The 21,093-nt window shown below is 36.5% G+C and carries 20 protein-coding genes and 1 riboswitch; of the genes, 3 read left to right on the forward strand and 17 right to left on the reverse strand.

What is annotated here, in order from left to right; translation table 11 throughout:
* Nucleotides 1-91 precede the first annotated feature (91 nt).
* Nucleotides 92-189, reverse strand: a riboswitch (SAM riboswitch).
* A gap of 96 nt (nt 190-285) precedes the next feature.
* From hemG to H9635_RS18645, 5 genes are all read right to left on the reverse strand, one after another.
* A complete protein-coding gene (gene hemG, locus H9635_RS18625; RefSeq protein WP_191701821.1) occupies nt 286-1,671 on the reverse strand; it encodes a protoporphyrinogen oxidase in 1,386 nt (461 codons plus the stop codon).
* Nucleotides 1,672-1,851: 180 nt separating this feature from the next.
* Nucleotides 1,852-3,084, reverse strand: a complete 1,233-nt coding sequence (locus H9635_RS18630; RefSeq protein WP_191701822.1) for a globin-coupled sensor protein — start codon at nt 3,082-3,084, stop codon at nt 1,852-1,854.
* Nucleotides 3,085-3,457: 373 nt separating this feature from the next.
* On the reverse strand, nt 3,458-3,949 hold the full coding sequence (locus tag H9635_RS18635; protein WP_191701823.1) for a chemotaxis protein: 492 nt from the start codon (nt 3,947-3,949) through the stop codon (nt 3,458-3,460).
* Between the two features lie 89 nt (nt 3,950-4,038).
* Nucleotides 4,039-4,896 carry a tetratricopeptide repeat protein gene (locus H9635_RS18640; protein ID WP_225231406.1) on the reverse strand — a complete coding sequence of 286 codons (858 nt, stop codon included), beginning with the start codon at nt 4,894-4,896 and terminating at the stop codon, nt 4,039-4,041.
* 1 nt (nt 4,897) lies between these two features.
* Nucleotides 4,898-5,785 carry a LysR family transcriptional regulator gene (locus tag H9635_RS18645; RefSeq protein WP_191701824.1) on the reverse strand — a complete coding sequence of 296 codons (888 nt, stop codon included), beginning with the start codon at nt 5,783-5,785 and terminating at the stop codon, nt 4,898-4,900.
* 195 nt (nt 5,786-5,980) lie between these two features.
* Here H9635_RS18645 and H9635_RS18650 point away from each other — a divergent pair, with 195 nt between their 5' ends.
* A complete protein-coding gene (locus H9635_RS18650) occupies nt 5,981-6,727 on the forward strand; it encodes an alpha/beta hydrolase (protein WP_191701825.1) in 747 nt (248 codons plus the stop codon).
* A 194-nt stretch (nt 6,728-6,921) separates the two neighbouring features.
* On the opposite strand, the gene H9635_RS18655 is transcribed toward H9635_RS18650, so the two are convergent.
* The 3 genes from H9635_RS18655 to groES all read right to left on the reverse strand — a co-directional run bounded on the left by H9635_RS18655 (nt 6,922) and on the right by groES (nt 10,503).
* Entirely contained in the window at nt 6,922-8,295 is a 1,374-nt protein-coding gene (locus tag H9635_RS18655; RefSeq protein ID WP_191701826.1) for an S-layer homology domain-containing protein, read from the reverse strand.
* Between the two features lie 174 nt (nt 8,296-8,469).
* A complete protein-coding gene (gene groL / locus H9635_RS18660) occupies nt 8,470-10,101 on the reverse strand; it encodes a chaperonin GroEL (protein WP_191701827.1) in 1,632 nt (543 codons plus the stop codon).
* Between the two features lie 117 nt (nt 10,102-10,218).
* Nucleotides 10,219-10,503 (reverse strand): co-chaperone GroES, encoded by a 285-nt coding sequence (groES, locus tag H9635_RS18665; protein ID WP_191701828.1) that lies wholly within the window; start codon nt 10,501-10,503, stop codon nt 10,219-10,221.
* Nucleotides 10,504-10,777: 274 nt separating this feature from the next.
* On the opposite strand from groES, the gene H9635_RS19510 reads away from it, so the two are divergent.
* Complete coding sequence (locus tag H9635_RS19510) at nt 10,778-11,506, forward strand: CPBP family intramembrane glutamic endopeptidase (RefSeq protein ID WP_191701829.1); 729 nt, start codon at nt 10,778-10,780, stop codon at nt 11,504-11,506.
* Nucleotides 11,507-11,829: 323 nt separating this feature from the next.
* Here the strand turns inward: H9635_RS19510 and tatC are convergent, their stop codons facing one another.
* The 3 genes from tatC to H9635_RS18685 form a co-directional block, all read right to left on the reverse strand.
* Nucleotides 11,830-12,651 carry a twin-arginine translocase subunit TatC gene (tatC, locus tag H9635_RS18675; protein WP_191701830.1) on the reverse strand — a complete coding sequence of 274 codons (822 nt, stop codon included), beginning with the start codon at nt 12,649-12,651 and terminating at the stop codon, nt 11,830-11,832.
* Nucleotides 12,652-12,667: 16 nt separating this feature from the next.
* Nucleotides 12,668-12,895, reverse strand: a complete 228-nt coding sequence (gene tatA, locus H9635_RS18680; protein ID WP_318245232.1) for a twin-arginine translocase TatA/TatE family subunit — start codon at nt 12,893-12,895, stop codon at nt 12,668-12,670.
* 83 nt (nt 12,896-12,978) lie between these two features.
* Complete coding sequence (locus H9635_RS18685; protein WP_191701832.1) at nt 12,979-13,611, reverse strand: redox-sensing transcriptional repressor Rex; 633 nt, start codon at nt 13,609-13,611, stop codon at nt 12,979-12,981.
* 214 nt (nt 13,612-13,825) lie between these two features.
* On the opposite strand from H9635_RS18685, the gene H9635_RS18690 reads away from it, so the two are divergent.
* Nucleotides 13,826-15,766: an ABC-F family ATP-binding cassette domain-containing protein gene (locus tag H9635_RS18690; protein WP_191701833.1), complete on the forward strand. Its 1,941-nt coding sequence runs from the start codon at nt 13,826-13,828 to the stop codon at nt 15,764-15,766.
* 567 nt (nt 15,767-16,333) lie between these two features.
* Here the strand turns inward: H9635_RS18690 and tsaD are convergent.
* The 6 genes from tsaD to H9635_RS18720 all read right to left on the reverse strand — a co-directional run bounded on the left by tsaD (nt 16,334) and on the right by H9635_RS18720 (nt 20,668).
* Nucleotides 16,334-17,347, reverse strand: coding sequence for a tRNA (adenosine(37)-N6)-threonylcarbamoyltransferase complex transferase subunit TsaD (tsaD, locus tag H9635_RS18695; RefSeq protein ID WP_191701834.1), 1,014 nt, complete (start codon nt 17,345-17,347; stop codon nt 16,334-16,336).
* Complete coding sequence (rimI, locus tag H9635_RS18700; RefSeq protein WP_191701835.1) at nt 17,347-17,790, reverse strand: ribosomal protein S18-alanine N-acetyltransferase; 444 nt, start codon at nt 17,788-17,790, stop codon at nt 17,347-17,349. The genes tsaD and rimI overlap by 1 nt, the downstream gene beginning before the upstream one ends.
* On the reverse strand, nt 17,790-18,494 hold the full coding sequence (gene tsaB / locus H9635_RS18705) for a tRNA (adenosine(37)-N6)-threonylcarbamoyltransferase complex dimerization subunit type 1 TsaB (protein ID WP_191701836.1): 705 nt from the start codon (nt 18,492-18,494) through the stop codon (nt 17,790-17,792). The genes rimI and tsaB overlap by 1 nt, the downstream gene beginning before the upstream one ends.
* The gene (gene tsaE, locus H9635_RS18710) at nt 18,491-18,943 is read right to left on the reverse strand and encodes a tRNA (adenosine(37)-N6)-threonylcarbamoyltransferase complex ATPase subunit type 1 TsaE (RefSeq protein WP_191701837.1); all 453 of its coding nucleotides are present in this window, start codon (nt 18,941-18,943) and stop codon (nt 18,491-18,493) included. Before tsaE ends, tsaB begins: the two co-directional genes overlap by 4 nt.
* Before the next feature lie 154 nt (nt 18,944-19,097).
* Nucleotides 19,098-19,436: a hypothetical protein gene (locus H9635_RS18715; RefSeq protein ID WP_191701838.1), complete on the reverse strand. Its 339-nt coding sequence runs from the start codon at nt 19,434-19,436 to the stop codon at nt 19,098-19,100.
* Between the two features lie 140 nt (nt 19,437-19,576).
* Entirely contained in the window at nt 19,577-20,668 is a 1,092-nt protein-coding gene (locus H9635_RS18720; RefSeq protein ID WP_191701839.1) for an NADH-dependent flavin oxidoreductase, read from the reverse strand.
* Nucleotides 20,669-21,093: the final 425 nt, after the last annotated feature.

The following is a 21,093-nucleotide window of genomic DNA, read 5'->3' on the forward strand; positions in this document are numbered from 1 at the left end:
CACAGTATTTTCAGTATATTTTTAATGCAAAAAAGCCTTCTTTCATTAAGCAAAAGAAGGCTTGATAGTTGTCAGTCGTCAACTTAATCCCTTCTCATCTTCTGGCAATCGCCACTGGATTTAGCACCTGACATAATGTTGGTTGCTGAAGTTTCAACGGGCCAGTCCCTCAACTTCTCTCGATAAGAAATTTTATGAATTTTTCTAAAAATTTAAAATTATTTAAGCTATCATATCGTTATCTAAATAAGACGTCAATACCCTTTAGCCTAATAAAGTATTTCTTTACATAATTCGTGCAATAATTTGTTCCGCCGTTTTTTTACCGTTTTGAATACAAGCGCCGATCCCTACCCCAAAGTACGAACATCCAGCTAAAATCAGATTCGGATAGTGTACGTCTAAATAGTCCACAACTTTAGATAACGCTTCATTATGCGCTAAATCATAGCGTGGCATCTGATTAATCCATTTCGTTACATTTACGACGGTTGGTTTCGCTTCAATACCCAAACTTAAACGAATATCCTCCATTGCGACTTTCTCCAACTCTTCATCTGACATGGCTGCCAGTTCTTCATAACGCGGATTAATATTTTTATAAAATAAACGAACGAGCAGATTCCCTTCTGCTGAAGTATGCTTCCATTTACGACTTGTCCATGTCGAGGCATTACATACTAAATCACTATTATGAGAGACGATAAATCCTGTACCATCAGCCGGTAAAACACTGTCCGGTACATCAAAGCCAACATACATCGTTAATGCAGATGCTGTTGTAAACTTTTCTAACTGTCCATCCAATTTGTCATCTTGCAATACAGTACGTACTGTATTATTCGGTACAGCAAGGACCACAATATCCGCTATAATCGTTTCGTCCTCTAATACAACTTTATACTGTTCCCCTACTTTTTGTATTTGCTCAGTTGCAGCTTTTTTTATGAATTCCACTTCTGGCAATTGCTCTTCAAGGCGGTCAATTAATGAAGATAAACCTTTTTCGAAAGATATAAATTTCTTATCCGCTGCTTTTTCAAACTGCTCACGATTAGCTTCAAAACCTTTCATAATCGATCCATAATTATTTTTATAATCAACTAAATACGGTAACGTTGACGCTAAGCTCAGCTGGTATAAATCTCCCGAATATACCCCTGCCAATACAGGAGCAATTTGTTTTCGCACAATTTCTTCACCTAAAAAATATTCCAAAAATGCACCAATGGAACTTTCCTTCGTAAAATCTGTATTTGGAATGTCTATATCCTGTATCGCTCTTTTCTTTCCTTCTTCTGAAATTAACGTGCTCGACATAAGTGATTCCACGCTCATCGGAATCCCGAATGTTGACCCCGGGGGAATAGCATGTAGCTCATTATTCGTATGAATATAGGATATACCTGTTTCGTTATAAACAAGCTCCGAATCAAAGTTAAGCTCTTTTACTAGCTCTAAGACATTTGGATGGCGAGCAACAATGGAATCCGCGCCGGTTTCCATAATAAACCCTCCTTCATGTACGGAATGTATTTTTCCGCCTAAATAAGGATTTTTTTCAATTAATACTAATCTTGCTTCGATATTCTTTTCATGCATTTGATTTTTTAAATAATGCATCGTACATAATCCAGTAATTCCGCCACCTACAACTACTACTGTTTTCATGTTGTTCTCTCCTATTTCGTTCGCTATTTCTTCTCTTAGTATAATCTTTTTCACAAGAGATATGGACAGACAGATCAAACAATTTTTGAAATTTAATGTTGAGCCTATTCATTAGCTATTATTTAAAGCAAAAAAGCTATACGAAAAGGTTTAGATCCTTTCGCATAGCATTCATTTACTTTATTCTAAGTCCTTTGAAATTTGCGCCAATGTATCTGCTGAATTTGTTACTTCATCAAAGGCACCCGCAAGTTCTACAATAACTTCTCCAATTAGTTCCATCTCTTGCTCAACTAAATCATTTTGCTTTTTCGTTTCAACCATTGAATCAACAATGGCATTAAACTGAACTTCAGTAGATTTCATACTTTCTTCCCCGACAAGTAAAACCGATTTTATTTCCTTCAATGACTCGAGCAGCTTTGTCGTACGGCTATCCGTATTTTGAAGCAATACTTCTACATTTAATGCTGAATTTTTCGTCTGCTCCGATAGTTTCCGCACTTCACCCGCTACAACACCAAAGCCTTTTCCAGCTTCGCCGGCACGGGCTGCTTCTATCGCTGCATTTAACGCCAATAAATTGGTTTGATTCGCAATGCTTGTTACTATACCCATCGTAGATTCCATCTCTTTTGATATGTCGGCTAGTTTATCGATTTCTGATGAAATCATTGCTACTGATTGATTTATTGCGTTCATACTTTCTGATTGGTTGCGTACTTGAACTTTCCCTTGATTTGCCTGTTCTGTAGCCACTGATGAAATATCACTCGCTTTTTTCGAATGGGAGACTATAACCATGGATTGTGCAGTTAACTGTTGGAACGATGCATTTGTTTGCTCAGACATGGCCGCTAAATTAGAGGAAGACTCAATAATAGAGTTTCCTATTTTGCGTTTTTCTTCTACTAGCTTTTCTTCCTTACTTTCCACTACTGCTTCATACTCTTCTAAAACGACTTGCTGCTCCAAGTTTAATATTTTCGATATGGCTGCAAGCGTAAGAAAACGTTGCTCGTCTTTATTAATATGCCTTATTACTAAATGAGTAAAATCTATTAACAGATTTGAGAAGGCCGTCATATACCATTTCGTTTTTAAACCAATATGTACATGGATACGCGCAATTTTTTTCCGTTTCTCAAAATATGAATCGTCAATAATTCCACTAAACATTTCACAAATATGTATTTTCAAAGTACCTTTCAAACGGTCAATTGAGCTATGCTTATTAATTATTTCAACTAAACTACTTTCCAAACCTAGCTTTTTATAAAAGTTGTCTACAATATATTCAATGTTATCATCAACATATGGTTTCATTACTTTTAAATATTTCAAATCTTCCTCGGTCAAATCCAACATTTGAACTTGTGTCCTTAGTTCTTTATCAGATATATACGCTAACATTACCTCTAAATGTAATGGTAAATCTTCATGACTCTCTCTATCCCTCTTCTTAAAAAACATATGTTTCCTGTCTCACCCTTTTTGAATTTTCTTTCGCCTAAATACGAAAACTGAAATAGTGTAATTTTATAGGGTTTTCCTTATTGAACTTTTCCCCACTCAAAAGCCTTAGTTCATTAAGATAAGAGCAGGATATAAATAGTCATTATAAGAAATTTATGTTTAAAAAAACAAAGCTATAATTTAATATATTACTTTTTGCTATTTTGTATAATTTACCAAATAATTACAAAAAAAGCAATCCTATTCTAATAATTCTTGTTAGGATTGCTTCTCATTTTCAATTAATCTTAGTCGATGGCACTGAGTCATCTTATTTAAAAGATAGTTCCTGTGTCAGTGCAATAATCTCCGCTTCCAACGAAGCCGAACGTTTATCAAAATAACGGATGCGTTCTAAACTACGATTTTCGATATGTTTATTGGAATCCAACATATTAATAACATCACATGTGAAAAGTTTTAACGTTCGGAAACCCGATTCAATTTTCCTTACTTCTTTTCCAAATGTTAAAGCCGTTTTATCAGTAGTTTTACCTTTTTTTATTTCGATAATATTTTTATTAATGAGATGATCAATCTCATTATAACGATCTGTTTGTTTATACGTCATCATTTGGATTCTTTGATTATATTTAATGACATCTTTATTGTCTAATCCAGTTTGGACATATTCCCTTAAATATTCAACAATTGTACAAAGCGTTGTTAAGTTTTCTCGTTGCTCCAATAGAATTTGCTGTAGTTTTTGAATAACATCTTCACTGTCATTAGAAGAGATATGCGGTACGGCAAACATGAACATAAAAATTTCCCTCCTTATCACTTTCCCCTTATTGGCTATATTCCCAAGTTTACTGGAAAATTAAACATAAAAATTACTAAGAAGTATAACTAAATTCCATCCAATTCGTTAAGGTTTTCAAGGCTTTTCAATTTTTCATGCCACTTAGTAGCTTCTATAGAATTTGCTTTTTCATAATAGTCTACTACCCTTTTTGTAGCTTCGATATCGCCTAGTATACTGGCCTGCTTGTAATAAGCCATGGCTCTGTCTACATCCTGCATGACGCCATGACCATGCTCATAGCAGTAACCTAAGTTATAAATTGCATCGACATGGAAATGCTCGCCCGCTTGTCTAAACCAGTTGATTGCTTCTCTATCGTTCTGCTGCTGGTTAAGTTCCCCTGAATAGAAAATCATACCTAGCCGATATTTAGCCTCTACATATTGAAGAGCAGCACTGCGCTTATAATAGTCCAAAGCTTTGGATGCATTACATTTGGTTCCCAAACCTTGCTCATACATAATTCCCAGTGTATACATCGCTTCTGGTACACCAAGCTCCGCTGCTTTTTCAAACCAAAAAAATGCTTTTTTCTCGTCGACTTCTGTAGCTTCACCATTGAAATACATATCAGCCAAATTATTCATTGCATCACGGTGACCTAATTGTGCAGCACTTTTATACAAGGATAAAGCTTGATGCTCACTGCCTTTTCCACCAAGGCCTTCAATATAACAGTTCGCTAGCTCATACATCGCCTCTGAATTTTTTCGTTCACTCATCTCATTGAGTAAATCGTACATTTCACCAAAATTACCATATTGTTTATATAATAAAGCAATATTGATAATTGCTTTTTCGCTACCTTTTTCCGCTAACTCGAATTCCTGTAACCAAATCGCTAAATTGTCTACTTCCCGTTCCTTAAGCCACACTAAAAATTTTGCATACTTGTCCATCATTTTAAACTTCCCTTTGCTGAAAATAATCTAATAAATATTGTCTGAATTCAACAACAGCAGGCGGGAGATATCGGTTTTTCGCCCAAGAAACACCAACAGAACGATAGCATGGAGGCTCTACCTTTAACCTCTTTACCTTATAATGGTCAAGCCCTTTAATATTTGGAATGAGGGAAATACCCATCCCCGCGCCTACAAATCCCGCCACAGTATGCATTTCTTCAGCAGCAAATGTTGTATTAAGTTCAATTCCCGCATCTAAAAAAAATTCATCGACTAACTGTCGTAGCGAGTTGCCTTTTTTTATTGCGATAAATGGTTCATTTTTTACTTCATCTAGTTTTACGGATTCCTGCATAGCTAATGGATGTGTTGTCGGAACAATTACGAAAAGTTCCTCCACAAATAATTCCTCAGTTTCTATTTCAATTACCTTTGATTCTATTTTTTGAGATAGGCACAAATCAATGGCCCCTTCTTCTAGTCTTTTCATTAAATTTAGTGAAGTAGCCTGTGTTAAAGAAAAATGCATATTTGGAAAAGCCGAGCTTGTTGAAGCGATTAATTCGGGAACTACTTCCATACCGAGTGTATGAATAAAACCAAATGATACTTCTCCTGAACCTGGCTTAATAATATCTTCAAATTCCTCTTTAATACGATCATATTCATCTAAAATTACATTTACACTTTGCAAAAAAAGCTCACCAAATCGATTTAAATAAATCGAACGACCTTCACGGTTAAAAAGTGGCACACCGAGATGCTGTTCGATGTTCGCAATTGATTTACTTAATGCTGGCTGGGAAATAGCTAAAACTTCTGCCGCACGTGTCATATGTTGCATTGTAGCAACGGTTTTGAAATATTGAAGCTGTTCAATCTCCATAATTCAACCCCCACATTATTCATAACTTTTTCGAATCAAAACAATAAGAATAATAAATTGTACTTATATATCTATACTCTTTATAATAAGCGATAGCAGCAAGTTTTCATAACAAAAATAATTTAAAATTTCAATAGTTTTTATAAATTTTTATAAAATGGACATAATTAATTTTACAAAGGGGTCTAATAGACAATGAAACTCATCGCGCCGAAACCTTTTACAATGGAAGCCGGTAAACGTGCTGTTTTATTACTGCATGGATTTACTGGAAATACAAATGATGTAAAACGTTTAGGAAAATATTTAGCGGATCGTAACTACACAGTTCATGCACCATTATATAAAGGTCATGGCGGTGGTCCTGACTTATTAATCCAATCTCAACCAACTGAGTGGTGGGATAGTGTAATCGAAGGCTATGATGATTTACGTAATCGTGGCTATGAAGAAATCGCAGTAGCAGGTGTTTCTCTTGGGGGCATTTTCTCCTTAAAGCTTGGAGAAGAACGACCAACAAAGGCAATTGTTACAATGTCTGCTCCAGCAATGTCAAAATCGACGGATAGTCTGCAAAATCGAATTGTTGAATATGCGATTAACTATAAAAAGTTATCAGGTACGTATGACGAAACAGTGGATAGCCATACTAAAATTGCTGAACTCATGAAAATGCCTTCTTTAAATTATTTACAGAGTATGATTAATGAAACAAGCGAAAAGTTAAATGTCATTGAAACACCTGTTCATATTTTACGTGGTTTTGAAGATGATGAATATTATTGTGAAAGTGCCGATCTAATTTATAGTTCAGTAAATTCACGAATTAAATCAATTAAAACTTTCATTAATTCCGGACATATATTAACATTAGGTAAAGAACGTGAATTAGTGTTTGAAGAAATTTACCGTTTCTTTGAAGGTTTAAAGTGGAAAGAGTAGAATTACTCGAAGTAAGTGTATTAAGATAAAATAGTGTCCCCTTGCAAAAATCCCCGTTTTTGCAATGATATATTTGAAAGACATTCCATGCTCTTCTGGGTGGGAATGTACCCTTTCTTGACGAGTGGAGTTTTATTTACTCGTCACAAAAAACGAGCGCCAAATGGATCCCCGTCCATTTAACGCTCGTTTTTCTATTCTTTTGAATTTGCGAGTACGAGAATTTTTGCTAATTGCGCACGAGTAATATTGCCTTGTGGCGAGAATGTAGTAGCGCTAGTTCCTTGTACAATACCACTATCAAATAAATAAGTAATTGCTGCTTGTGTTTCATAAGCATAGTTCTCGATATCCTTAAATGGAGCAAGTTCTTTTGGTTCAAACTCTTCTCCAGCTAAAGCATTTGATAGGCGCATTAAAACTAAAGCTAGCTGTGAGCGTGTAATATTGCCTTGTGGATTGAAATAGCCATCATTTTCAAGGACTAATCCCGCTTCATATGCTGCAGCAATTTCATTTTGTGTTTGCTGAGCATAATGGCTAATGTCTTTAAATGGGGCAGGTTTTGTTGCCTTTAATTCAAAAGCACGTGAAATAACCGATAATACTTGGGCACGTGTCATATTTGCATTCGGCTTAAAAGAACCATCTTGGAACCCACTCATAAAGCCTTGAGTATAAGCGATATCAATATATTCTTTACCCCAATGATTTTTAGTATCCTGAAATGGTGCTTCTTTCAATACCTCTTCTGGAGTCATTTCTTCTACTTCTTTAATGATGGAGTTTAAATAATCATTCATCATCTTATCTGCGACCACTTTATAGCCCGCTTCACTTAAATGAATATTTGCAGGGTTAGGGAGGTACGCTTTCGAATCAGCTGCAATTAATTGGGCTACTTCTGAAAAAATACCTTTATTTGTTTCTACTATATTTTTGATTGAATTGTTTATCGTTGTTACAAGCATATTTAATTGTGTTTGGATAACTGGGTCTTGAATAGCGGGAAATGGATTGTAAAGTCCCATTACGATAATATCAACATTCGGATTAATCGAATAAATAGTTTTGAAAATCTTATCATAGTTCGATGATACTTCCTGTACTCCTTTTAAAACACCTGCTGCATCAAATGTAATGCTGCCTGTCTCTGACCGAGTCACATATTTCAATATATCATTTGCACCTACACTTAATGTAATTAGGTCGGCTTCCTGAATTGCCTGTTTAATAGAAGCTGTTTTTTCTGACTGACCATTTAGATCATAAATTGGCTTTGTAACATTTTCAACAATATCGTTTAATACATTTACAGTTGTATAACCCGGGTAAGAAAACCCTTTGTTAAACTGGATTCCCTCTTGCTCATCCATATAACTTTTAGCGATTAGATCGGCATACCCAAGTCCAATTTCACTATTTTCATTCATCCCTGCTGCTAATGAATCACCAAGCGCTAAATAGTTCAATAAATCACTATTTTCTTCAGCACTTACCGTTGTAGAAAAAGGCAGTATTAGTTGCAATACCATTAGTAGTACTACAAAAACCGAGAATCTTTTCATCCAATTTCCCCCTTATTATGTAACTTGTTCATATTATAATTTATTGGTTATTAAAAAACAAAATCTTCTTATATCCTTATTTACAAAAAAACATCGTATGACTTCATAATCATACGATGTTTTAACTCCAATTAAGGTTTTCTATATTAATTTCGGATAATGATTAATTACGAATTACATCATCCCTGGCATACCCATGCCGCCCATATCCGGCATACCGCTGCCAGCTGGTTCTGGAATATCTGCAACTACTGCTTCAGTTGTTAAGAATAGTGAAGCTACAGAAGCTGCATTTTGTAATGCTGAACGCGTAACTTTTGCTGGGTCAACTACACCTGCTTCAATCATGTTTACCCACTCGCCTGTTGCTGCGTTAAAACCGATTCCAATTTCTTCACGTTTTAGGCGGTCCACGATAATTGAACCTTCTAAACCAGCATTTTCAGCAATTTGACGTACTGGCTCTTCTAATGCACGTAAAATAATACGTACACCTGTTGCTACATCGCCTTCTACTTGTTCTAATACTTTTTCCACTGCTGCGTAAACATTTAGAAGTGCTGTACCACCACCTGATACGATACCTTCTTCTACTGCTGCACGTGTTGAGTTCAATGCGTCTTCAATACGTAATTTGCGCTCTTTTAATTCTGTTTCTGTTGCTGCACCAACTTTAATTACTGCAACACCACCAGCTAATTTTGCTAAGCGCTCTTGTAACTTTTCTTTATCAAATTCTGAAGTTGTTTCAGCAAGTTGTGCGCGGATTTGGTTTACACGACCAGCTACTGCATCTGTGTTACCAGCACCTTCAACGATTGTTGTGTTATCTTTTGATACGATAACTTTAGCAGCACGACCTAAAGATGATAAATCAGCTGATTTTAAATCTAAGCCAAGATCTTGAGTAATTACTTGTCCACCTGTTAATACAGCAATATCTTCTAACATTGCTTTACGACGGTCACCGAAGCCTGGAGCTTTTACAGCTACTGCGTTGAATGTACCACGTAATTTATTTACTACTAATGTTGCAAGAGCTTCCCCTTCAACATCTTCAGCAATAATTAAAATTGGACGACCTTGTTGTACTACTTGCTCTAACACTGGTAAAATTTCTTGAATGTTAGCGATTTTTTTATCTGTAATTAAAATGAATGGGTTATCTAGTACCGCTTCCATTTTATCTGTGTCTGTTACCATGTAGTGTGATGCATAGCCACGGTCAAATTGCATACCTTCCACTACATCTAATTCTGTTGTAAAACCTTTTGATTCTTCAATTGTAATAACGCCGTCGTTTCCTACGCGCTCCATCGCATCTGCAATGTATTGACCAATTTCTTCATCTGCTGAAGAGATTGCCGCTACTTGTGCGATTGATTCTTTATTTTCTACTGGACGTGAAATCGCTTGAAGCTCTGTTAATGCAGCTGCAACCGCTTTGTCCATCCCTTTACGAATACCTACTGGATTAGCACCAGCTGTTACGTTTTTAAGACCTTCACGAATCATAGCCTGCGCTAAAACTGTTGCAGTAGTTGTACCGTCACCAGCGATTTCATTCGTTTTAGAAGCAACTTCAGCTACTAATTTTGCACCCATATTTTCAAATGCATTTTCTAATTCAATTTCTTTTGCGATTGATACACCGTCATTTGTAATAAGTGGAGAACCGAATTTTTTCTCTAAAACAACGTTACGTCCTTTAGGTCCTAAAGTTACTTTTACAGCGTTAGCTAATTTATCTACACCAGATGCCATTAATGAACGTGCTTCTTCTGAAAACTTAATATCTTTTGCCATAATTCATTTTCCTCCTAAAATTTGCGATCTATTATTTAAATTTATTTTTTATGAAGATGAGCAGCTAGCAAAGTTTATTATGTAAAACTAGCTGCAAAATTACGTTTTAATTTGGAATTATCCGACAATTGCAAGTACATCGCTCTCACGTATAATTAAATATTCTACGCCGTCGTACTTCACTTCCGTACCAGAGAATTTAGAGAAGATAATTTCGTCGCCTTCTTTTACGTCAAGCTCAAGACGAGTGCCGTTGTCAAGAACACGACCTGTACCTACTGCCACTACTTTACCAGTTTGTGGTTTTTCTCTTGCTGAGTCGGGTAAAACGATACCAAATGCCGTCTTTTCCTCTACCTCAACAAGTTCGATAATGATGCGATCTCCTAATGGTCTTAACAATTGAAACAACCTCCTAAAGAAATTTTCTTTTTAGCACTCTCAATTGTCGAGTGCTAACACATTTATTAGTTTAATGAATTCTATATTTTTTTGCAAGTATGTGCTTTAAAAAATTTTGTTTTATTGCCAAATTCCTCTACAATAAAGAAGTAATGTATGCTAATGGCTATATCATAATAGTCCTTAGGTAAATGTATAATAAAAAATACGGCATTTCATACGATTTTTGTGAAGAATTTCATGCTGTAATATTTAGAAAGAAGGTTATTAATCCGTGACGTCTACCTCATCTTCTAAGTTTAAAACACAGAAAACTGCATTTTATGTGTTATTAACTTATATCATTTGTCAATTATCAGTCTTAATACTTATATTCATTCCTAGTTTAAAAGATTCCCTTTTACAACTTTTTTCTGGTGCGTCTGAGCAGGAGCAGCTTATTAAATTACAGGCTTGGTGGACAACAATAGCATTTGGGGTCGCATTTGTCGTGAGTTTCATTTTGATCTCCCGCAATAAGCAATTTTGGGATGTTTTTAAAGGGGAAAAAGCGTCGATTGGGTCATCCATCGGTTGGGGGATTATTGGATTTTTCCTCGTATTTTTAGGGCAAACTATTGGAGCGTATATAGAGCTCGCCTTAGGAATCGATATGGGTTCGGAAAATACAGAAGCAATTATGAATGTCACAAAAATAGCACCTATCATGATTGTTGCTACCGTATTTCTAGGACCAGTTTTGGAAGAACTCGTATTCCGTCGCGTTATTTTCGGTTCAATTATTCAAAATTATAACTTCTGGATTGCGAGCATTATTAGTGCTATTATCTTTGCAGCCATTCATATGGACTTCACTCACATTTTACTTTATACCATTTGTGGTATGATTTTTTCATTTTTATATTATAAAACAAAGCGACTTCTCACACCGATTATCGCCCATATCCTTTTAAATGGATTCGTGACATTTGTTCAGATGAATGCAGATAAGTTTCAAGTATAATTTTTTATGAGGCAGGGACTTAAGTAGAAATTTCTTTTTATAAGGGAAATAATCTTTTTACGAAATTGATACTATATGAATTGATTGGAGTGAAGGGGCGACTCCTGGGGGAACAGCACGACGTCTGAGACTACAGGCTCAGGCCGTGCCCCCGGAAAGCGTCCCCGTAACGGAAATCAATTTTGGCAGCAGCAGAAAGCTATCTATTTTTTCTTTGAAAAATAGATAGCTTTCGTTTTGTCCCAGGCTTTTTTCAATTCCATAAATATGGACTGCAGTATTTTACAACAAAAAAACGCTACCCCTTTTGATAGCGTTTCACATTAACTATTCATTTGCTCCATTTGTCGACGTTGCTGTTCGAGCAACTCTTCTACTTGCAGCTCACGTTCACGTTCTTCCTCTTCTAATATGCGTTCCTTTTCTGCCGCTTCGTATTTCCGATAGCCGATACGTGAAATGACAATGCTGATCTCATATAAAATAAAAAGCGGAATCGCAATAATAATATTTGATACTAAATCAGGCGGTGCCAACAGTACTGAAATAACGATTAATACAAAGTAAGCATACTTACGAAACTTTATCATGAGATTAGGATTAATAATACCAAGACGGGATATAAACAATGTAACAACAGGTAATTGAAATAGTATACCAAACGGTACTACCAGTTTGATTAGAAAAGAGAAGAATTCGTTAATACCAATTGTTTGTGTAATATTCAAGTCTGCCGATAAATCCGTCATAAAGCGCATAATAAACGGGAATAATATATAGTAGGCAAAGGCAATTCCTCCAATACCTAAAACAAATGCATAAGGGATATACTTCAACGTCGCTTTACGTTCCATTTCATGCAAGCCAGGAGTAATAAAAGCCCATAGCTGATAGAGCAAAAGCGGAGACACAATGACTGCTGCCACAATAAAGGTTACTTGTAAATAAACAGTTAAAGGATCTGCCGGACTAAATGCATTCATGGAAAAACTAGCAGCTAAATCGCTACGTTGAATGTGTCGAATTAGTGGTTTCGCTGTATAAAACCCTACAAAAAGAGCCATTACAAAGAAAATCGCCACGAAAAATAAGCGCTTTCTAAGCTCCTCCATATGTTCAACTACAGTTAATTCTCTTGAATTCATAGTAAGACTTCCTTATTTACTTAACGTCATTTTTTTCATTATCTTTATGTTCAATAACTTTTTTCTTGTTATCAAAATCATCATCGTCATCTGTCAAGCCTTTCGTAGCGCTGCGGAACTCGCGTAAAGTAGTCCCCATTGCACGACCTAATGATGGCAATTTTTTTGGTCCAAAAATTAATAAAGCAATAAGTCCAATGATAATTAGACTCACCGGTCCAATCGCATTTAAATGCACAACCACTATAGCCACCTCCTCTATTATTATGTACATTTTACAGTAATTAACTAGAATTTGCTATTTATAGTAATGTGAACAATTTGTTACTAACCTGAATTTCGCACTAAATAAATAAGTGCCTGTAATTCTACCGACAAATCGATGTTCATTACTTTCAATGTATCGGGTACGGATAATCGTACAGGCGTGAAGTTTAAAATCCCTTTTGCATTCATTTTAACAAGACGGTCTGTCATCATTTGGGCAGATCGCGATGGGACAGTAAGAATGGCTAACTCTGCGCCAAACTCTTCATACATTTCCTCTAAACGATCTGGATGGAATACAGGGATGTCGCTAACTGTCGTTCCTTCAAGAGGTGCTTTCGTATCAAATGCGACAACAATACGTGTATTATGATTTTTTTGGAAGTTATATTTTAGCAGACCATTTCCTAGGTTCCCGACTCCTATTAACGCAACATTCATCGCTTCGTCCTGGTCCAATGTTTGACGGAAAAACTCTAGCAAATATTGTACGTCATAGCCATACCCCTTTTTACCGAGTGCCCCAAAATAAGAAAAATCACGTCGAATCGTTGCTGAATCTATTTTCATCGCATCACTTAATTCTTGTGATGAAATACGCTTTTTACCTTCATTTGAGAAGTTTTTTAAAAACCGATAATAAAGAGGAAGTCTTTTTGTCGTTGCTTGTGGAATTTTTATATCTGGTTTCACACATTCTCCTCCTATGTACATTTGAAAATTGTTGGGCCAACATAATGTTGGTCATTCAGGTGTTGCTATATAATCCAGCACTCTTTGCCTGAGCTCTCCGTATTTGAGCAGAAGCAAGTTAATCTTACTAAACTACTAGCAACAAGTAAAGTATCCATCGTTGCGTACGATGTTCCCATCCATTAAACTAAATAGGAGAAACTGAGGTGTAAAAATGATTGTCTTACAAGTAAATCAATTATATAAATCCTTTATTACCGATGAAATTTTAAGTGGTGTAAAGTTGGAAGTTCAACACCGTGATCGTATTGCATTAGTCGGTCGAAACGGTGCAGGGAAATCAACGTTATTAAAAATAATTGCCGGGCAAATGAGTTACGACTCAGGTGAAATTATTATTCCGAAAGATATACGACTCGGCTACCTGGAGCAACATGCAGGAATCGATTCAGAACTATCAATTTGGGACGAAATGATGACAATTTTTTCAAGCCTACAAAATCAAGAGCAGAAGCTGCGCCAGTTGGAAAAACAAATGGCAGATCCAAGCATCTATGAAAACACTGAACAGTATACACGCGTTACTGGAGAATATGACCAATTACAGCATGATTTCAAAGATGCAGGTGGCTACCAATATGAAGCCGATACACGCTCCGTATTACATGGGATGCAGTTTTTCCCTGAGGATTATGATAAGCCGATTCGCTCACTTTCTGGCGGACAGCGGACACGCCTAGCCCTTGCGAAGCTTCTTTTATCAAAGCCGGACTTACTAATTTTGGACGAGCCGACAAACCATTTGGATATCGAGACATTGTCTTGGCTGGAAGGGTATTTAAAAGGATATGAAGGAGCAATTCTAATCGTTTCCCATGACCGATACTTTTTAGACCAGGTCGTGTCGATTGTTTATGAAGTATCACGTACGAAAGTATCAAAATATGTTGGGAATTACAGTGGTTATTTAGAAGAAAAGGCAAAAAATTATGAGCGGGACTTAAAAATGTATGAACGCCAAATGGATGAAAAATCAAAGCTAGAAACATTCATTCAAAAAAACTTAGCACGTGCTTCGACAACAAAAATGGCACAGTCCCGTCGTAAAGTATTGGAAAAAACAAATTGGATGGACTCTCCGGATGGCGATGAGAAAAGTGCGAACTTTGGCTTTACTATTGAGCGTCAAAGCGGAAATGATGTACTATCCATTGATGATTTATCAATCGGCTTCTCCCAAAAAGAAATTTCGACGAATATTCGAATGCGCGTATTTAGGGAAGACCGCATTGCACTTGTAGGACCAAATGGTGTCGGCAAGTCTACCTTATTAAAAACGATCGTTAAAGATATACAGGCACTTGCCGGAGATATTCGTTACGGTACGAATGTCCAAATTGGCTACTATGATCAGGAACAAGCAAAACTCCATTCCAATAAATCTGTATTAAGTGAACTTTGGGATGAATGGCCATTATTAAACGAAAAAGATATCCGCAATATTTTGGGACGTTTCCTTTTTAGTGGTGATGACGTCGCGAAATCTGTAAACTCACTGTCCGGTGGCGAAAAAGCACGTCTTGCACTGGCAAAATTGATGATGCTAAAATCAAACTTTCTTGTACTAGATGAGCCTACAAACCATTTGGACTTAGACAGTAAAGAAATTTTGGAAAATGCATTAATCGATTATCCCGGCACGCTTCTATTCGTTTCACACGACCGTTACTTTATTAACCGTATCGCAACTAAAGTCATTGAACTATCCAGCACAGGTTCTTTTGAATATTTAGGAGACTACGACTATTATTTGGAGAAAAAAGAAGAACTTCAAGAGCTGGCTGCCATGCAAACACCAGCAACGGAAAAAAATGCGGCAGAAAAAAACACTCAAATAAAATCAACATCTATGATTGATAAAGATACGAAAAAGAGAGAACGCCAAATTCGCCGTGCTGTTGAGGAAATCGAAGTAAATATGGGTGCATTGGCTGAAACTATTGCGACATTTGAAGAACAACTTTGTGATCCTGCCATTTACTCAGACCACGAAAAAACATTATCGATACAATCTGAATTAAATGAAGTAAAGCAGCAACACGAGGAACTTGAAATGGAATGGCTTGAACTAAATGACGAATTAGAACAACTATAGTAAAGGAGTGTCCAAAAGAAATTTTGGGCACTCTTTTTTGCTATCGCCTCTTTTGTAAGTAACTCTATTTCTCATCATTATTGTATAATACTAATTCTATAATTTGCCTATCTACATATTAATCATATATATAGGTCAATACGCCAAATTTCTACAAATTTCTCCACAATTTTATTCACATTACAAATCTACTTCTACCAACATATCAACATAGTTTTCCACATTATCCACAATTAAAATCAAAGTTATACACAATCCGATGTGAAAAAGACACCACTATATATAGATAAGTCACATGTTTTCCACAAGTTATTAACACTTTGTGCATAAGTACGCATGTTCGTACAACTTTTTTGTGATTAATTAACTTTATCTGTGGATAATTTTCAGAAAAATTCAACATCGGATAAAATCTTGTTATAAATGAGATTTATCTATCATAAATTATTAGTTTCGACTTTCTTATATTATTGCAATACACTAAAACAATTATCCCTTTATTTTTTTCCATAAAAAAGCATGATAGAACGGAAATAATATAATTCCGTTCTATCATGCTTTTGTTTCTTATTTCCAACTTTTTAGTTCCATACCAGGGCGGCCATTCATAGCTAAATCCCCACGAATACCTGATTGATACATTTCATAGGCAGCTGCACCAATCATTGCAGCATTATCTGTACATAATTTTAACGGTGGTACGTAAAACGGAATACCTTCTGCTTTAAATGCATTCTCCAATGCCGCTCGCAGCCCTTTATTTGCCGATACGCCACCAGCTGCAATAACTTGCTTTACATGAAATTCACGTGCCGCGCGTACTGTTTTTGCTGTTAATACTTCCACAACACTATCCTGGAATCCTTTTGCGACTTTCTCAGGAATAATTTCTTCCCCACGCTGATCCATATTATGCTTGTAATTAATAACAGCCGATTTTAAGCCACTAAAGCTAAAATCATAAGAACCATCTTCCAACCATACCCGTGGAAAAGGTACAGCTTCGGTTGCTTCGTGCGCCAAACGGTCAATATGCGGTCCACCCGGATATGGCATATTTAATACACGTGCAACTTTATCATAGGCTTCACCAGCCGCATCATCACGAGTTTCACCGATTACTTCAAATATGCCATGTTCACGCATTAGGACAAGTTCAGTATGTCCACCTGACACAACTAATGCCAACAATGGGAATTCCATAGGCTGAACAAGATTGTTAGCATAAATATGCCCTGCAATATGATGAGTACCGATTAACGGTAAGCCGTGAACAAATGCAAAAGCTTTTGCCGCATTAATCCCGATTAATAAAGCTCCTACTAGACCTGGACCTTCTGTTACCGCTACAGCAGTTAAATCTTTTGGTTCCATATTAGCCTGATTTAATGCTTCTTCCAATACAATTGTTACCTGCTCTACATGATGGCGTGAAGCAATTTCAGGAACAACTCCTCCAAAGCGCTTATGACTGTCAATTTGTGATGACACAACATTTGAAATAATTTCCGTTCCATTTTTAATGATCGCTGCTGCTGTTTCATCACAGCTTGTTTCTATTGCTAATATATAGTTATCCATTATAATTTCACCCACATTACTAACGCATCTTCATGATTATCCGTATAGTATCCTTTTCGAAGTCCACCCTCTTGGAATCCAAGCTTGCGATATAAATTTTGTGCAACCGTATTAGTCACACGTACCTCTAAACTCATGACATCCATATTAGCTTCTTTGGCTATTCGCATCGCCTCACGCATCAATCCTTCACCGATACCTTGACCACGCACAGAGTTCACAACAGCTACATTTGTGATTTGAGCTGCATCAATAACAAGCCAAATTCCACAAAAGCCGATAATGTCACCTGTCTCATTTTCAGCTACTAAGTAATGAGAAAATTGATTTTCTGTCATTTCATAATAAAACGACTCCAGAGTCCATGGTGTTGGAAATGTGGCAAGCTCAATTGCATGGACAGCCGGAACATCGTCAATCACCATTTTACGATACTGAACCATTAGTGTTGCTCCTTTTTTTGTTCCTTAATCCAGTTCGCTTCTGCTTCTGCAATACGGCGATATTGGGGAACAAATGTATGAGTAGATTCAATGTCCGGTAATGGCATTTGCTGAGCTAAGGCTATTAGCTCGGAAGCTCTCGGTAAATCCATTGTATAAGGTGCTCTTATGGCTAAATCACCTAATACATGCTGGATTTTTTCAAAGTATACTTCAACATCGCTCCCTATAAATAAAATGGGACGATTAAGTTGTTGAAGCTTAAGTAATAACCCGTCTATATGATCGTGATAATCTTCAATCATTGTATTTAAACTACCTAATTCATAAACCGCTGCATATACATTTTGACGACGAGCATCGATTAAAGAACAAATCGCATAATTAGAAATACGGGCATTGGCAGCCAGCACTTTTAAGCTGGAAACTCCTACTAAAGGTTTTTTCAATGACCAAGCTAAAGTTTTGGCAAGGGTAACACCTATACGGACACCCGTATAAGAGCCAGGTCCTTCCGAAACAGCAATAGCCTCTATCTCTGCTGGCACTAATCCTGCTTTTTTTATTACTTCTTCAATGGCAGGCATAGCACCTACTGAATGCGTTAACTTTATATTTTGTACAACCTCAGCCAGCACTTTATTTTCCTTCACTATTGCGACAGAAAGCGGTGCATTTGCTGTTTCAATTCCTAACCAAATCATTTTAATAACTCCTCACAAAGGCGAATATATTTTCCGCCAATTGGTTTCAATACAAATTTACGTTTCGTTTCATCAATACGGGTAATTTCTATTGCTAAACGTTCCTCTGGTAAATCCTCATCAATTAAATGGGCCCATTCAACAACTGTGACCGCATCGCCAAAAAAGATTTCCTCCCACCCTAAATCTTCATCGCTATCGGCTAAACGATAGACATCTAAATGATTTAGTGGAATTCGCCCTTCATACTGTTTCATAATCGTAAACGTTGGACTATTAACTGTACGTTTTACACCCAGACCTTTTGCAAAGCTCTGTGTAAAAGTCGTTTTACCAGCACCTAAATCGCCTTCAAGCGTAATTGTATATTGGGGTTGAACTAAACCCGCCAGCCTTATCGCAAGTGCTTGCGTCTCCTCAAGTGTTTCTATATATTTTTCGTATATCATTTAAAGTTGCTTCCTTCCACAAAAAAATCCATTACCTCTAGTTTACTTGAACTGAGGCAATTGTTCAAAATGTATCACTTTTAGTTGGATGTTTACAGGATAAAAACTATATAAAAAGAAAAATCTTATAAGCAAAATGCCTATAAGATCCATTTTAACGTGAAGAGTTACCTTTTCGTTCTACTATTTCTTTTTGGACTAAACCTTCCTCTTTAAATTGAAGACGATAAGCCTGTGTCAATAAAAATTCATCATTCCATTCATAAACTCCATTTTCTATTTCTTCACCTGCACCTCCCGTAATCCGAACTACCTCCAGATACGACATACCTTCTTCCAGCTTATTAAATTCCTCTTCGTTCATGTACTTCTGCCACGAATACGCATTACCTTCTTCAATTTCCAAAATTTCATCAGTACATGCAGAAACGAGCATCATTAGAAAGAAAACCAGACAAATAGATAGGTAGATAATAAAACCCTTTTTATTCATCAGTATCCCTCCTTTACTTATGTATATAGCGGACTTTTCCCGTAACATCGCACTATAAAACATTTCTGTAGCATAAAAAAGGTTTAGTAAAGGAATTTCCCCTTTACTAAACCTCTTGTAATGAACTTATTGAATCTTAATTAAAAACCTGGTACCCACCCTGGTCTAGATTGCAGTCTTTTTAGTAATGGACTTGGAAGAACAGTATCGATGTTCTCATTGTAAGCTGTATGAACTTGCTCTCCCTTTTCAACTTTTTCAACCCAGTGAGGTTCAATAAGTAAGGCACGACCTAGTGCTACTAAATCTGCTCCTAACTGTAATGCATGTTCTGCTTCTTCAACAGTATATATTGAACCAACACCAATTAAAGGCTTTCTACCATCTAATAAATTTTGAATAGCGGAAATGCGATTTTGTTGCCCTTTTTCAAAGCGATGTGTCTCAGAACGGAAGTCACCTAGTGAAATATGCAAGTAAGTTAGCTCTGTTTTAGCTAATTCATCTACTAACATAATTGTATGATCCATCGTAATTCCATCTTCTTCTGGCTCTTCTGGACTAAATCGATAACCAACAATGAACGATTCATCTGCATACGTATTTTTAACTTTTAAAACTTCTTCGACTATCTCTAAAGGGAAACGCATCCGTTTATCGATCGTCCCACCATATTCATCGATTCTTTTATTTGTAAATGCTGAGTAGAATTGCTGAATTAAATACGTATTCGCTCCATGGATTTCAACCCCATCAAAGCCTGCTTGAATTGCTCGTCTTGTTGCTTCTCCATATGCCTTAATAATTTGTTTCGTTTCATCGAGTGTTAATGGTCGTGCTTCATTTTTTTCTATAGTAATAGCTGCACTTGCGCTTACAACATCGCCATTTGGAACTAAATGCTGAAGTGACTGACGACCGCCATGATGAATTTGCAGTACCGCCTTAGCGCCACCTTGTTGAATAGCTTGTGCAATCTTTTGTAAGCTTGGGATATAGTGATCCTCATGAGCTGCTATTTGCCCCGGAAATGCCTTTCCATTTGCCGCAACATAAGCACATGCCGTAATAATCATGCCAGCTCCTGAAGCACGTTCTTTATAATAAGCAATCTCTTCATCAGAAACTGTATCATCTTCGTTAGCCGAATATGTTGTCATTGGGGCCATTACAAAGCGGTTTCTAAGTTCAACCTTTTCATTTAACTTTACCTTTTCAAAAAGTGCCTTCATTACTTAATTCCTCCTTTGCTATGACTATGACTTTATCTAAACAATCAATTATTTTCAAGCAACAGCTACTAAACTTATAAGTTTGCTTTTGGAATGTTTTATATTGGCACTAGTGGATGGGGAAATGTTCATGCCATCAACAGAAAATAAAATAAGCGGAGTTTTTCCGGTTATTTGTAGAAGGGCACTAGTTTAAGTTTTAAATAAAGGTCTAATTTCCGGTTATTCATGGAAAAAGTATGTATTAATTATATTTTTGTGATCATAGGCGGAATTCTTCCGTTTATTTTCGCCTTTTTTTAATTTAATTTCTAAATAAACGGAACTTCTCCCTCTATTTTTTGACGAAAAAAAACCACTGAAAATTCAGTGGTTTTGCGTGTGCGAAGCGACGTCCTACTCTCACAGGGGGAAGCCCCCAACTA

It is taken from the genome of Solibacillus faecavium, assembly GCF_014836905.1.
GTDB classification, from domain to species: Bacteria; Bacillota; Bacilli; order Bacillales_A; family Planococcaceae; genus Solibacillus; species Solibacillus faecavium.